The following is a 14,978-nucleotide window of genomic DNA, read 5'->3' on the forward strand; positions in this document are numbered from 1 at the left end:
ACTTGATAAAATATGCTGTACATTCAAAATAAAAAATATATCCCACCACTTCAAGATGATGATGCTTTACCACCAGTTGGTATTTGGACATCTTTATTAGGGTTATTTCTGGTAGCGTCTGTTGGTTCAGCGATCACCCTATCTTCTTGGGTGAAATACAATGTCACTGTCAAAGCACCTGCGGCTTTCCGTCCTACAGGTGATGTACGGTTAGTCCAACCAGAAATGGAGGGGACTATTCAAAATATTTTTGTGACAGAAAATCAACTTGTCAAACGAGGTGATGCGATCGCTTCTCTGGATACAGATCAATTGCAAATCAAAAAGAGTCAACTGGAAGGTAATATTCAACAAAGTAGATTGCAACTCATCCAAATTGATGCTCAAATCAACACTTTAGATAGTCAAATACAAGCTGAAACTAACCTGATAGAAAGAACAATTGCTTCGGCTCAGGCAGATTTAGCACGAAACCAACGAGATTATCAAGATAAACAAATTACCACACAAAGCGAATTTTTGGCTGCTCAGGCAAGTTTGCAAAAAGCCACAGCCAATTTACGCAAAGCCAAGGCTGATTTAAATTTTGCTCAAGTAGACCGCGATCGCTATCAGCAGTTAACAGAAATTGGGGCTATTGGTAGACGGGAGTATGAACAGAAAAAACTTGTTGTAGAACAGACTCAATCAGCATTGGAAAGCGAAAAAAGGTCTGTGGAAATTGCTCAAGCCCAATTGCAAGCAGCCCAAGCTGTAGTTAATCCTAGCATGGCAACGGTGGCGATCGCTCAAGCACGAGTTGCCCAGGAACGTGCTAGGGGTGCATCTAACACCGCCATATTAAATAAAGAGAAACAAGCTTTAATTCAGCGCCGAGTGGAAATGTTGTCCCAACTCAACCAATATCAAAAAGAATTACAACAAGTAGAAAAGCAATTGCAAAGTGGTATGATTCGCGCTACCAGCGATGGAATTATCTTGAAGCTGAATTTGCGAAACTCTGGTCAAGTGGTACGCATCAGCGAAGCGATCGCAGAGATTGTACCACAGAATACTCCTCTATCAATTAAAGCTATGGTTTCCACCGCAGACATTAAAAAAGTGGAGATAGGGCAAAAAGTCCAATTACGAGTTAACGCTTGTCCCTATCCCGATTACGGGACTCTCCCAGGTGTGGTTAGTGCTATTTCTCCCGATGCGATTACACCCCAAAACCAAAACGCAGCTAACTATTTTGAAGCAACCATCCAACCCGAAAAGATGGAATTTGGCAATGGCGATCGTCAATGTCACATCACATCAGGTATGGAAGCAGAAGCAAATATCATTTCTAAGGAAGAGACAGCACTGCAATTTATACTACGAAAAGCGAGACTCATCACTGATTTATGAGTAGGGAAGTATGCAGTGAATACAACACTTTTTATTTGGATGGAGTACACCACTTTAGCCTTTTTTTCCTATGAATCTGTACTGCAACCAGAGAGAAGCTTTATCTGACAGGTGTAACGGCGTGGCAAAAATAAAATGATGCAATAGATTTAGGGACTTCCAGATAAAAAAATATCCAACTAGGTTGGGTGCGTCAGTGCGAGAAAACTTAGCTGTAACAAGAAGTTATTCATACTGACGCACCCTACTAACCGTCAATTTGGAATAATTTATTTTTTGGTGTTCCCTTAAATAAAATTTACCACCCATGTACGCAGATAAATGTTGATAATAAACATTAAAAAAAGAATACCTCCAACTAAGTATTGTTTCAGGGAAAAATATATTTTTCCCTGAAACATCTTATTTTGTCAGCATAAATCGACGGTTAATTTACTTTGTATATTTGCGAATATACCAAAAGAAATAAATTCTCTAATTAATATATAGGGTAAAAAAGATAAAAATTACATTCACTAATTAAAATATTATCCATAAAAACTACAATGACATTTTTTGATAAAAAAATGTAAATTTTAGACACTTGATTTGTCATAAATATATCGTGAATTACTTAATATTTTTCTCCTATTATATAAAAACAGCTAACACATCAGTTTTGTATTTATAAACCTGAGTAAACAAATTATACTTTTAAGTGTCTGAGTTATGACCATAATTCCTTTTATGACATCCTACCATCGAGTTCAAAAAGCATTACAATGGTGGTCTTATAGGCAGTCAGCCAAGCTATTATTGGAAGCTGAACAAATTCGGGATGGTCTGTTACAGGAAACTTTCACAATGCGGCGTAACTTAGATTTGTTATTTTTAGATAATATAAACTTACCAAATGACAAAGCCCAAGACTCTTTAAAAAGAATTGAAAACTTTCATCATTCTTTAGTAAAATTAAGCGATCGCTTATTTCCCGAATCACTTCAAGATAGTTTTCCTTTAGCAATTGAGTCTTTATTAGAATCTTGGTTGGCATCTAATCCCCACATATATTTTCATATAGATATGCCAATTTATTGGCGATATGAACCAGGTGAGAGAGGTTTAATAATTTTAACTTTATTAGAAGAGTTTTTGACAATAAGTTTGTCAGAAATATCCATACCTACTTCATTGTATTTAAGCTTAAAATTAAAAGATAATACAGGGATATTAACTGTAAAAATTACTTACTCTCAAACATCATCATTTTTTGTAACTTCTGGCTTGACAGAATTAGATTACCTTTGCCAGACTTGCCGACTATTAACATCAGGCAAATGTTTTTATCATGCTCATGATTTTACAATTTCCTGGTCTTTCTCTTGGTAGAATTCGACATTATTCTATTAGGATAAACTTGAATAAATAGTTATGTAGCAAACAATTAACTTCAGACGAAAAGTAACAAGTTGTTTATCTAATTGATGTGGTGTGAATTATGGAACAAACTACACCTGAAAAAGCATTACTTAACTTCTTAGTAATTGATGACCATGAATCAGTTCTGAGTGGAACTGTCGAGATACTACGAAGACATTACCCAACATCTGAATTTGTTACTGCTATTAATGCTGAAAATGCTTATCATCAATTGACAAATTTACAGCCAAACCTCCTAGTTATGGATCTTTCTATTCCTGAAAAATCAGGAATCGTAGCACGTCCAGATACAGGTGTGAAACTTCTCAGAACACTGATGAAAAACTATTCCAGTTTGAATATCATTGTGCAGAGCGCTCATATTAGAACTTTAGTGAGAATTAGACCTGATATTGACACTCATAAAGGAGGATTTACAGTTGCAGATAAAAGCCTTTCTACTCAAGAAATGTTGACTAGAGTCGATTGGGCATTGCAGGGATTAACTCATACAAAAGACATTAAAGGAATCCATTCTGGATTAGAGATTAAACCAGAGTGGTTAAAAGTACTAATTCTTGCTTTTGAAGAAGGATTACAAGATAAGGCAATCGCTGAAAAAATGTGTATTTCAGAGCGCATGGTGCGCCATTATTGGAGTAAATTACAAGATGCTTTAGATGTTTACCCTGATGATGGAAAAAATATCCGCATTCAAACTGAGAAACGGGCTAGACAAGCAGGGTTGATTGATTGATTTGTAATTAACATTAAATGACTATGAGTTATTGATCAATGGTAACTAGTTTGTGTTTTCATGATTAAATAATCCCTACCACTTGCTAATATCAAAAGACTAGGAGAAAAGCCTATGCAACCTGGACTTTTCAGCATAATCAAAGCAGAAGTTTCCATCTGGCGTGTAAGTATATTACCAGAAATTGCATTAATTTGGCTAAGAATTTTTACACGAATTATTAGTGTAAGCCAGTCTTTAAAATTGCTGGTTTTTGATAAATTATTCCATTGGCGAACTAAGAAATGTACAGATCCAAAAATTATTCGGGTGGATATTCATAAAGAGAATAGACTTAAGCAGCTTATAAATGATGGAAAATCTCAAACTTATCAACCCAGACTTTTTGGTCTAGCCATTGTGAGTTTATTGATTATCAGCTATGTACTCTTAATATGGGGTTGGTGGATTCCCGTCATACCAGCAATGTTAATTTTGATTATCAATTGTATGCAAATCATGGCTTTATATCAATATGACCAAGCTTTGAAGTTAGGAATGGGAACTCGCCAATCTATTATTGAAAGTACTTTTGAAACAATTCATAATGGACCACTACAAAGTTTAGCTAAAGTGTTAAAATTAGTCAAATCTCAGGACATAAATACCCAAGAGTTACTACCCCAAATTGAAAAAGAGCTAGAAAAATTAAATTATGAACTTAGAGGTATTTATGAATTTTTACAACAAGAGTACCCAAGTCAAGACATTAAGCTTTATTTGGGAAATAATTTAGTATTAAATTTACAAGACCCACTGCATGAAGTTCTCTATCAGGTTTACAGCTACACTTTAGAGAGAGATTTTCCTTGTTTTAAAACTGTTAAAGTTGCCATTCGTAGTTTTGATCCTATAGACGAACGACACTTAAGTATTGAACAAAAACGAGGAATTTGTAGATTTTTAGAAGAAGCTTTATGCAATGTAGGTAAGCACGCCACGGGAGTAAGCAAACTCCAAGTTACTTGCTCATTAATACAAGGTTGGTACACTTTAAAAATTATAGATAACGGCTCAGGAGCAAATCTATATAAAAAGGGACGGGGAACCCAACAATCTATTAATTTAGCACAACAACTCCAAGGTAAATTTGAGCGATCGCCCGTTTTTCCCCAAGGAACTATTTGCAAATTATCTTGGCGCGTAGCCAACAATTAGGTTGACAGCACTTTTCATGGCAAATTGCGAATTGTTTTTCATCTCTACCTGATAAAATTGTGTAGAGCTAAATTTTATGGGTTAAAAGCTGTGTTAGCAGCCTTGCTTTATGGTCAAGAAGATTTACGCTTAGAACAAGTTGCCGATCCCTCTCCAGATTTTGGGGAAGTTGTGATTAAAGTAGGCGCAGCTACAACTTGTGGTACAGATTTAAAAGTCTGGCGGCGTGGTGGTCATGCAAAGATGTTGAAACCACCTACTTTATTTGGTCATGAAGCAGCCGGGGAAATTGTTGCACTGGGTGCAGGTGTGGTAGGTTGGCAAATAGGCGATCGCGTGGTTGCTAATAACTCTGCACCCTGCATGGAATGCTTCTTTTGTCAACATCAAGAATATTCCCTCTGCCCCAATTTGACATGGAATAATGGCACATTTGCCGAATATCTCAAAATTCCTGCACCCATAGTCCAGCATAATTTATTGCGGGTTCCTGATGATCTGCCCTTAGAATTGGCAGCCATGACCGAACCCTTGGCTTGTGTCCTACATGGGGTAGCCCGTTCTCAAATCAAACCTAGAGATCGGGTAGTTGTCTTGGGAGACGGGGCTATTGGGTTAATGTTTGTGGCTACTTTGGCTGATACCGTTGAGGTGTTGTTGTGGGGTGGTAACGACCAAAGGCTAGAAATTGGGCAGAAATTGGGCGCAGCGAAGACCTTTAACTATCATCAAAATCCAGATATTCCAGGGGTGGTGAAAGAACTTACCCAAGGCTGGGGTGCAGATGTGGTGATTGAAGCAACGGGAGTACCCAGTGTTTGGGAAACAGCGATCGCCTGCGCTCGTCCTGGTGCAACTGTTAACCTATTCGGCGGCTGTCCCAGAGATACAAAAATTACAGTTAATACAGAACAATTACACTACAGCGAACTCACCCTCAAAGGTGTATTTCACAACACCCCTGAATATGTACGAGCGGCTCTGGATCTGATAGCTAGTCGTCAAATACCTTTTGAATTACTGATTAGTCAACAGCGTCCATTAACAGAATTAAAACAAGTATTTGATGACATGAAAGCGCGGAAAGTAATTAAAGTGGCAATGGTTTGTAGTCAGGACTGTAGTTCTTGATGATTTATTCGCGCCAAATTTCTGAATGTAGTAGATTGCTTCTAATTTGATGAGCTGGAAGAAATATCTAATCGTTGCTGAACATCAGGATATTGCTGCTCAAAACCGCTAACTTCCGATAATGTATAAAGTGGTCTTTGTTTAACCTCTTCATAAATCCGCCCGATATACTCACCTAAAATACCAATACTTACAAGTTGCACTGCCCCCAAAAAGAAGATGGCTATGAGAATAATGGCTATGCCAGTTAGTGGAGAACTGGGGGTAAAAATTCGCCAATATAAAACTAGCAGACACATGAACAGAGAAACTATTGCAGCCAACAATCCTAAATAAGTTGAAAGCCTCAATGGCACTTTCGAGAAAGAAACTATACCGTTAATCGCCAATGCGAAAGACTTGCGGAATGTATATTTGACATCACCAGCAAAACGCGGATCACGCTCAAACCTCACTGCTGTTTGCTTAAAACCAACCCAAGAACGTAAACCGCGAATGTAACGATTGCGTTCTGGCATGGCATTTAGTACATCGACAACTTGGCGATCTAATAGACAAAAATCCCCTGTGTCTGTAGGAATATCCACATCCGCAAGTTGTTTCAAGATCCGATAAAAAGCATAAGCGGTGAAGCGTTTAAACCAACCTTCTTGACGGCGTTTAATTCTTTGGGCATAAACTATATGATATCCTTGTCGCCATTGTTCCACCATTTCCATGATTAACTCTGGTGGATCTTGTAAATCAGCATCAAGAATGACAACTACTTGTCCCCGAACAAAATTCAATCCTGCGGTGACGGCGATTTGATGACCAAAATTCCTAGCGAGACTTAAGTAAACTATACGCGAATCTTGGTGATGTAATTCTCTCATCATTTTCAGAGAGCGATCGCGGCTACCGTCATTTACCAAACACAACTCGACTGAACCATCCATTTGATCCATTACCTGGGAAATGCGCCGATACATTTCTTCAATTGTTTCTTCTTCGTTGTAGATCGGTACGATAAAAGAATATTTTGGTGGCATAGTTGAGCTATGTTAAGGTTTTTTACGAGACGGAAAAGAGCGACGACGACGATACCAAGTAGAACCGCCAACTAAGATTCCAATCAATGCCAAAGCACCCACTAATGGTAAAACTTCACCAGTGCGGATGGCTTTTAAGCCAGAACTCCCCAAGAGAACAAATGGCAAAATTCCGGGTACAGTCCCTAAGGCTGTGCCAATCAGGTAATCCTTGAAGCTGATAGATGTCAAACCGGCGGCAAAATTTACGAGTCCATAGGGCAGAATTGGCATCAACCGGATAGCAAACATATAAAAGATGGCTCCCTGTCTAACTTCCGCATCTATAGCTTGCCAACGTCCAGCTAGTTTTTGGGAAACAATGTCACGTCCTACTGTTCGGGCAAAAATAAAAGCGGCGATCGCTGCAATAATTGCGCCAACACTAGTCCAAAATGTCCCCATCCACGCGCCAAAAATCGCTCCCCCGGTTAAATTTAGCGCCGTTGATGGCAAAATTAGAATGGTTGCTATCACATATATGGCTACATAAGTGACAGGGGCCCAAATACCCGCAGCTTTCAACCATGATTGAATTAGCTCTGGATCAATTCCTCCTAGTAAATATCCTGTGACTCCAGTGGCTATCAGACACACAGCCATCAGTAAGGCAAAACTGGTTTTAGCATTCAGCATCAATTAAGGCTCCTAGTTGTTTAACCTGATACCCAATTACCAGAGTCCAACTAGTATCCTCACATATTTAGCCAATTAATATCTAGCGTCAAATCTACGTAATTATGGGTAAAAGTCTTATATGACGAATACCTATGACACTTATTGTTAAGATATTCACCCATTTCAGCATTCATCAATTTATTCTTTACTACTTGGGGATACTAAGTAGTTATCGGCAAGGGCTATACACAGCATTATTGAGTGGATGCTTGAAATAATTTTTCTGTAAAACGGGAAAACTATAGTCATTACCTTATGGGTAAATTTCTATATGAGTCCCGAATAGGAAAATGCTCAAAAAATTTCGGCTTAACTTTTTAATTTTGCCCTTGTCTCTGGTTTCCTGGCTATGGGTGGGAATGGTGGCTAACTCCACGGCTGATGCGTTACCAGGACAAAGTACAGAAGAAGTTGGTACTTGGATTAAAGCACATCCTACTCTACGCCCCAGGGCTGGGGAGAAATTATTTGTGCAGAAGAGTGATACAGCAGCCCAGCGATTCACTTTTCAAGCCTCTGTGTTTCCCCCTGGTAAGGTGGGTTTTATCAAAGACCGGAGTATGATTCGGAATGAACGCATTGCTATGTATGATGCTATTAATGGCATGACATTGCAGCGTCTGCAAGAATCCTTACGAATAATTTACGGCTTGGATATTTATCAAGATTTTAAACGCGCCCAAGTGCTGTATGAATATCCCAATGAAAGTGCAATTAATTCAGCACGGATGGCTAAAACCCCAATTAGAGAAGCTTTGAAGGGAGAATTAAGAGTAGGCGATCGCTACGCTTACTGGCTGGAAGTCGCCCAACCACGAGATGGTAAAGCTTTCACGGGACAAATGACGGTTTTACTCAAAAATGACTTAGATAAGCTAGAAGCAGAACTGCGAAATCGTTAGCGAGGATATGGCTTTTAGATTTTAGGATTGAAAACCACTTGGTGTATTTGGGTTTTCTGTGTAATAGCAATCTAAATAACAACAAAACTCGGCAGATATGTTGCATATCTGCCGAGTTCTGCCTAATACTATTCAGAAGCGGTTTTGAATTTTGTAGATTACTTACCAAAAGGTATTATTCAGGTTCGCTGTGATTATTCTCACTTCCTTGTAAGACTGTTTCAAAGCTCATGCGTTGTTCAGCATTCCGCAAGAAGTAACCACTAATCATTGCTGAAGCTAGCAATCGTCCTAAATTTTCTCGGTTGGTGGTGATGGTGACACCAAAATGTTCCGAAGGTAAATTCCCCAATAATCCAATGATATTGCGTTCCATCACCTGAAAAACTTCTGGTGATGTGGGTTTAGAAAGTTGGGTAACTGTCTCTGGACTTAATGACTTAACATATTGCCATAACAGATTCGCTGTTTCTGCGTCACCATTAAAAAATTCTGAGACTCGGTTAGATTGGTTACTCACTTTTTCCTCCTGCAATAACACTGCTGAGTGTGATGATAATGACTTTAAATATATGACTGATTTCTATCTACTACTTGACTTGTTTAACCATTTGGTGTTCCTGTCAAATAATGTAACAAAATTATTCACACATCAAAGTCGTTGTAACCGTACCATAACCAGGGGATTTCTCACCAATTAGTTAATATTCCATAGTCCACAGTAAAAACCCTCATCCTTGACTAATGACTATTAACCATCGACTAACTAGCCAAATACTCATCCATTTTGACTTTGGACTTACGCAGTTTGGTTAGGGCTTCTCTTTCGATTTGTCTGACTCGTTCGCGGCTAATATTGAGTATTTCGCCAATTCTGGCTAAAGTCAAAGCTTGACCATCGGTTAGACCAAAGCGGAGGGTGATTACTTCTTTCTGTTGGGGTGTTAATTGCTCCATCAGTACCTCTAGGTCGTTGGATAGGGAAGATTGCATCACAAAATCTTCAGGAGAAGCGCCTGGATCTTCCAACATCTCGCCTAGTTCGGTGTCGTAATTGTCTCCCAATCGTAAATCTAAAGATAGAGGCAGACGGGCTTTTTCTAAATATTCTCTGACTTGTTTGGGTGTGAGTTCTAATTCTTGAGCTAATTCCCCAGCTGTCGGCGCACGTCCTAATCTTTGGGATAGTTGACGCTGGGCTTTTTTAATTTTGTTCAGCTTCTCAGTAATATGGATGGGTAGGCGGATAGTGCGTGCTTTTTCGGCGATCGCGCGGGTAATGGCTTGACGAATCCACCAATAGGCATAGGTAGAAAATCTATAACCCTTAGTGGGGTCAAACTTCTCTACACCCCGTTGCATCCCAATACTACCTTCTTGGATCAGGTCTAATAAATCAACGTTACGTTTAATATATTTTTTGGCAACGGAGACTACCAACCGCAAGTTGGCTTCTACCATTTTGCGTTTGGCAATTTCGCCATCGGCGATCGCTTCATTTAATTCTGCTGAACTTATATTCGCCGTTTTTGCCCACTCTTCTAAGCTTGGTTCACGTCCCAACTGGGTTGCCAATTCTTCTCGTACTTCTTGCAACGTTGTTGAACGCTGTACTTGCTTACCATAACGAATCTCTTCTTCATGGCTTAAGAGTGGTACACGTCCTATCTCACGCAGGTAAGTCCGCACGAGGTCTGTGGCTGTTGGAGCGGTCTTCATGGCGCTACTCTTTGGTGATGATTGTTCTGTTGGTAGGGTCATTAACTGATAGATGCTCTTTGCCGTTGCCACCCAGTTAACCTGGGATGTTGTTTGATGATTTAGAAGCTATACATCCGATAATTCGGGTGCTATGGGACTTTAAATAAGAGCTTTAACTGCTAGAAGTTACAGTAATTCCGTATTCTGCACAACTCTCTTTGGTTAGATAAAAGGTATTGAACGTAACATTTTTTCATTGAACCTTGTATTAACAATTGTAACATTTATGAGAGAAAATGGTTAATCTAGAGGCTAGAAATTTCTGTTTGTCGTACAAAAGTAGCTTTTGTTACATAATGATGAGGAAAATTGACAACTTAACTCATCCATTATTTGGTAAGTCTTTTAGATTAAGACTAGGTTATGAGGAACTTATAGCAATAGTGATTGCGATTCAAAAACTCTCTAGAAGATTTTCCGCAACTGCTTCAGAGTACTTTTATTCTTGATACGAGACTTTTCCGAGGTACGGTAAAAAAACCCTTTGCTATTGATATAGCTTTCTAGAAGTATATTTGATTAGCTTTTCCGCAGAGAATGACTTTTGCCTCATATTTGTTAAAATATCGCAATGAAAACAATAATTATTTTTCTATAATAATTACTTAATTTTCCTTGTAAATACCGCTTAATGCAGATTTCAGGGAGTAGGGAGTTCTGAGAGGAGAGTTCTGAGTTAAAACTAATTCCTCTCCCTTGCTCTCTGCTCCCCGCTCCCTGTCCCTTACCCTAAAGATTTGGGCAATACTCCTGGATAGTTTTTACGTCCAAAGTAGTATTTTGCATGGAACGGATGGCGGCGACGGTTGCTTTAGCCCCAGCGATTGTAGTGATAATGGGGATTTTATAGGCTAAACCTGTCCGGCGGATTAATCGCGCATCAGTTTGAGCTTCTTCACCTGAAGGAGTGTTAATAATCAGTTGGATTTTTTGGTTTTTGATGGCATCAATGACGTGAGGACGGCCTTCATGAAGTTTTAGGACTAATTCGACATTCAAGCCATGTTCTAAGAGGACGCTACGTGTACCAAAGGTAGCCATCACTTTAAAGCCTAAGTCGATAAATTCTCTAACTACCGGGACGGCGGCGGCTTTATCGCGATCGCTCATCGACACAAACACCGTTCCCGTTAGCGGTAGACGTTCTCCAGCACCTAATTCTGCTTTAGCAAAGGCACGACCAAAGTCACTGTCGATTCCCATCACTTCGCCTGTAGAACGCATCTCTGGGCCTAATATTGTATCAGTTCCAGGGAATTTATTAAAGGGCAATACAGCCTCTTTGACTGCAATGTGATTGGGAATAACTTCTTGGGTAAAGTTTAACTCTTCAAGAGTTTTACCCGACATAATTAGGGATGCCAATTTTGCTAAGGGTATACCCGTTGCTTTAGATACAAATGGTACTGTACGAGAGGCGCGGGGGTTGGCTTCCAAAATGTAAACTTGGGGTGAATAAGAGCTAGCACCGACAACGGCGAACTGAATATTCATTAACCCAATTACAGATAGTGCTTGTGCTAGTTGTACTGTCCAAGTACGGATTTGGTTGAGAACGGCTGGCGGTAGGGAAATTGACGGTAGAGAGCAAGCAGAATCTCCTGAGTGAATACCCGCTTGTTCGATGTGTTCCATGATGCCACCAATTACCACTCGTCCTGTATGGTCGGCGATCGCATCTACATCGACTTCAATGGCGTTTTCTAGGAACTTGTCAATTAAAATTGGGTGTTCTGGTTCTACTTGCACCGCAAAGGTCATGTAGCGTTCTAATTCTGTATCAGAGTAGACAATTTCCATCGCCCTACCCCCTAATACATAACTCGGACGCACCACCACAGGGTAGCCAATCCGTCTCGCAACAATCAGTGCATCTTCGTAACTCCGAGCTATTCCGTTTGGTGGTTGGGAAATATTCAACTGTTTGAGGATTTTCTCAAACCGTTCGCGGTCTTCGGCGGTATCGATAGAATCAGGTGATGTTCCCCAAATTTTTGTGGGGATGGAGGAAGAATCATCCTCTAGCCGTTGCAAATATTCCTGTAAAGGTAACGCTAACTTTAACGGTGTTTGTCCGCCAAACTGGACAATTATTCCTACTGGGTTCTCAGCTTCGATGATGTTGAGGACATCTTCCTTTGTTAATGGTTCAAAGTAGAGGCGATCGCTTGTATCATAATCGGTGGATACCGTCTCTGGGTTGGAGTTGACCATAATTGTTTCGTACCCGGATGCTTTGAGCGCATAAGCAGCGTGACAACAACAATAGTCAAACTCGATTCCCTGGCCGATACGGTTGGGGCCACCGCCCAAAATCATCACCTTGGGTTTGGTGGTGGGGATAACTTCGGTTTCTACTTCGTAGGTGGAGTAGTAATAGGGTGTAAAGGCTTCAAACTCCGCCGCGCAGGTATCGACGGTTTTATAAACTGGGATAACTCCTAATTCTTTACGGTAGGCGCGGACTTCATCTTCAGTGGTTTTGGTAGCAAAGGCAATTTGGCGATCGCTATATCCATCGCGCTTGATTGCATACATCTGTTCTTGCGTCAACTGTTTTAGAGGTGTGCGCTTGAGGAACTTTTCCACCTCTAACAATTGCTGCATTTTGTCCAAGAACCAGGGGTCAATAGCTGTGAGTTCGTAGATTTCCTCAGGACTCATCCCTAACTGTAAAGCATGGCGTACTGCAAAAATTCGGTCTGGGTTCGGTGTCCGCAGTTGGGCGCGAATTTGTTCACCACTAGGTAATTTTTCCGCTTTGTCGCAACCCCAACCAGCACGACCAGTTTCTAGAGAACGCAGCGCCTTTTGGAAGGATTCGTTAAAAGTCCGTCCTATAGCCATTGCTTCCCCGACAGATTTCATTTGGGTAGTCAGCACTGGTTCGGAACCGGGGAACTTCTCAAAAGCAAACCGGGGAACTTTTGTAACTACGTAATCAATTGTCGGTTCAAAGGATGCGGGAGTTTTCTTGGTGATGTCGTTTCTAATTTCATCCAAGGTGTAGCCTACAGCCAACTTAGCCGCCATCTTGGCGATGGGGAACCCGGTAGCTTTGGAGGACAAAGCCGAACTGCGGGAAACGCGGGGGTTCATTTCAATGACAACCACATCCCCATTTACGGGATTAACGGCAAACTGGATATTAGAACCACCAGTTTCTACACCAATCTCGCGGATAATTTTCATCGCCATATCCCGCAGGCGTTGGTATTCCTTATCGGTAAGAGTTTGGGCGGGGGCGACGGTAATCGAATCCCCAGTATGGATACCCATCGGGTCGATATTTTCGATGGAACAGATAATCACAACGTTATCTGCTAAATCGCGCATGACTTCCAACTCATATTCTTTCCAGCCGAGGAGGGACTGATCGATGAGAATTTGGGAAACGGGACTTGCATCTATCCCGACTTGCGCCATTTCTTCAAATTCTTCTTGGTTGTAAGCAATACCGCCACCCGTACCACCCATAGTAAAAGCTGGGCGAATAATTAAAGGATAAGTGCCAATGCGCCGGGCGATCGCTTTGGATTCTTCCAAAGATGAGGCTGTACCACTGGGACAAACATTCACCCCAATTTTCGCCATCGCTTCGTTGAACAGTTTTCGGTCTTCGGCTTTCTCAATTGCTGGTAACTTAGCGCCAATTAATTCCACGTTATACTGATCCAGTACGCCGTTTTTGGCTAAGGCGACAGCGATATTCAACGCGGTTTGTCCACCCATTGTGGGTAGTAAAGCGTCTGGACGTTCTCTAGCGATGACTTTCTCTACTAGTTCCGGTGTTAGTGGTTCAATGTAAGTGCGATCGGCTGTTTCCGGATCGGTCATGATTGTCGCCGGATTGGAGTTAACCAGCACTACCTCATAACCTTCTTCTCGCAGTGCTTTACAGGCTTGAGTCCCTGAGTAATCAAACTCACAGGCTTGTCCAATCACAATTGGGCCAGATCCCAATAGTAGTATCTTCTGGATGTCTTGACGGCGGGGCATAGTCGTTGGGTTGGAGTACGAGAATACAAATCCTGATTATTTTAAGGGTCTTTCTCCCCATTCATGTTATTTATTATCAAGTTTTCTAGGTTTGATAACACAGCAGCTGCCAGCTAGTAGTCCATCAAGTTAGTTTTGATGGTTCGTAGTAAGGACTAAAGTCCTTACTACGAACTTGCTTATCCCTCAAGTCAAATTCGATGGCCTACTTATACAATCAGGCGAAAGTCAAAATAATCATATCTCTATATAGTGCGCTGGTTACTGACTGGAAAGTGCCTGTGTATTTTTGCTTTCGTTGTACTGAGTTATTTATTCATCCCTGAGGAGTTGCGAATACTACACCTTTGGCAGAGACATAAATTTTATATGTGTTGTAGTCAATTAAGTATTTCTATTTTTTGATAGAAATAATTTGTAAAAATATAGCAGTCCTAAATCATTTGTAAACTAAAAGACCCCCGACTTCTTAAAGAAGTCGGGGGTCTGAGTCTCTCAACATTCAGAAATCAAATAGGATTGCAATATTTCTATTTACTAGTTGACAATACCAATCAAATCCATAATACACATATTTCAAAAAACAATAAAAAATGGCAGATAAGCATTAGTAGGCTCTGCCATTTTTTATATTCTTTTAAGATTCAATCCTTTTAAGAATACTCTTTATCTACAGTAGACTCAGCTACATCT

At 40.4% G+C, this 14,978-nt stretch carries 10 protein-coding genes and 1 pseudogene; 6 read left to right on the forward strand and 5 right to left on the reverse strand.

Annotated features, from left to right (window positions below):
- Positions 1–12: 12 nt before the first annotated feature.
- The 5 genes and pseudogenes from H6G18_RS20305 to H6G18_RS20325 all read left to right on the forward strand — a co-directional run bounded on the left by H6G18_RS20305 (position 13) and on the right by H6G18_RS20325 (position 5,875).
- A complete protein-coding gene (locus H6G18_RS20305; RefSeq protein ID WP_190408910.1) occupies positions 13–1,392 on the forward strand; it encodes an HlyD family efflux transporter periplasmic adaptor subunit in 1,380 nt (459 codons plus the stop codon).
- Between the two features lie 708 nt (positions 1,393–2,100).
- Complete coding sequence (locus tag H6G18_RS20310) at positions 2,101–2,760, forward strand: hypothetical protein (RefSeq protein WP_190408911.1); 660 nt, start codon at positions 2,101–2,103, stop codon at positions 2,758–2,760.
- Between the two features lie 109 nt (positions 2,761–2,869).
- Positions 2,870–3,547 carry a response regulator gene (locus H6G18_RS20315; RefSeq protein WP_190408912.1) on the forward strand — a complete coding sequence of 226 codons (678 nt, stop codon included), beginning with the start codon at positions 2,870–2,872 and terminating at the stop codon, positions 3,545–3,547.
- A gap of 387 nt (positions 3,548–3,934) precedes the next feature.
- Positions 3,935–4,744 (forward strand): annotated as a pseudogene (locus tag H6G18_RS20320) (CHASE2 domain-containing protein); the annotation flags it as partial.
- Between the two features lie 90 nt (positions 4,745–4,834).
- Complete coding sequence (locus H6G18_RS20325; RefSeq protein ID WP_190408913.1) at positions 4,835–5,875, forward strand: zinc-dependent alcohol dehydrogenase; 1,041 nt, start codon at positions 4,835–4,837, stop codon at positions 5,873–5,875.
- A 41-nt stretch (positions 5,876–5,916) separates the two neighbouring features.
- On the opposite strand, the gene H6G18_RS20330 is transcribed toward H6G18_RS20325, so the two are convergent.
- Positions 5,917–6,906, reverse strand: a complete 990-nt coding sequence (locus tag H6G18_RS20330) for a glycosyltransferase family 2 protein (RefSeq protein WP_190408914.1) — start codon at positions 6,904–6,906, stop codon at positions 5,917–5,919.
- 12 nt (positions 6,907–6,918) lie between these two features.
- On the reverse strand, positions 6,919–7,581 hold the full coding sequence (locus H6G18_RS20335; protein WP_190408915.1) for a TVP38/TMEM64 family protein: 663 nt from the start codon (positions 7,579–7,581) through the stop codon (positions 6,919–6,921).
- Positions 7,582–7,913: 332 nt separating this feature from the next.
- On the opposite strand from H6G18_RS20335, the gene H6G18_RS20340 reads away from it, so the two are divergent.
- Entirely contained in the window at positions 7,914–8,525 is a 612-nt protein-coding gene (locus H6G18_RS20340; protein WP_190408916.1) for a hypothetical protein, read from the forward strand.
- Between the two features lie 175 nt (positions 8,526–8,700).
- Here H6G18_RS20340 and H6G18_RS20345 read toward each other — a convergent pair whose 3' ends face one another.
- From H6G18_RS20345 to carB, 3 genes are all read right to left on the reverse strand, one after another.
- Complete coding sequence (locus H6G18_RS20345) at positions 8,701–9,045, reverse strand: DUF760 domain-containing protein (protein ID WP_190408917.1); 345 nt, start codon at positions 9,043–9,045, stop codon at positions 8,701–8,703.
- 242 nt (positions 9,046–9,287) lie between these two features.
- On the reverse strand, positions 9,288–10,244 hold the full coding sequence (locus H6G18_RS20350) for an RNA polymerase sigma factor, RpoD/SigA family (protein ID WP_190408918.1): 957 nt from the start codon (positions 10,242–10,244) through the stop codon (positions 9,288–9,290).
- Positions 10,245–11,015: 771 nt separating this feature from the next.
- Entirely contained in the window at positions 11,016–14,285 is a 3,270-nt protein-coding gene (carB, locus tag H6G18_RS20355; protein WP_190408919.1) for a carbamoyl-phosphate synthase large subunit, read from the reverse strand.
- Between the last annotated feature and the right edge of the window lie 693 nt (positions 14,286–14,978).

The sequence above is a fragment of the Anabaena subtropica FACHB-260 genome (genome assembly GCF_014697105.1).
Taxonomy (GTDB): Bacteria; Cyanobacteriota; Cyanobacteriia; order Cyanobacteriales; family Nostocaceae; genus Trichormus; species Trichormus subtropicus.

Coding starts and splice junctions, on each gene's coding strand:
- H6G18_RS20305 (WP_190408910.1), top strand. CDS start 13: ATGCTGTACATTCAAAATAAAAAATATATCCCACCACTTCAAGATGAT.
- H6G18_RS20310 (WP_190408911.1), top strand. CDS start 2,101: ATGACCATAATTCCTTTTATGACATCCTACCATCGAGTTCAAAAAGCA.
- H6G18_RS20315 (WP_190408912.1), top strand. CDS start 2,870: ATGGAACAAACTACACCTGAAAAAGCATTACTTAACTTCTTAGTAATT.
- H6G18_RS20330 (WP_190408914.1), bottom strand. CDS start 6,906: ATGCCACCAAAATATTCTTTTATCGTACCGATCTACAACGAAGAAGAA.
- H6G18_RS20335 (WP_190408915.1), bottom strand. CDS start 7,581: ATGCTGAATGCTAAAACCAGTTTTGCCTTACTGATGGCTGTGTGTCTG.
- H6G18_RS20340 (WP_190408916.1), top strand. CDS start 7,914: ATGCTCAAAAAATTTCGGCTTAACTTTTTAATTTTGCCCTTGTCTCTG.
- H6G18_RS20350 (WP_190408918.1), bottom strand. CDS start 10,244: ATGAAGACCGCTCCAACAGCCACAGACCTCGTGCGGACTTACCTGCGT.
- carB (WP_190408919.1), bottom strand. CDS start 14,285: ATGCCCCGCCGTCAAGACATCCAGAAGATACTACTATTGGGATCTGGC.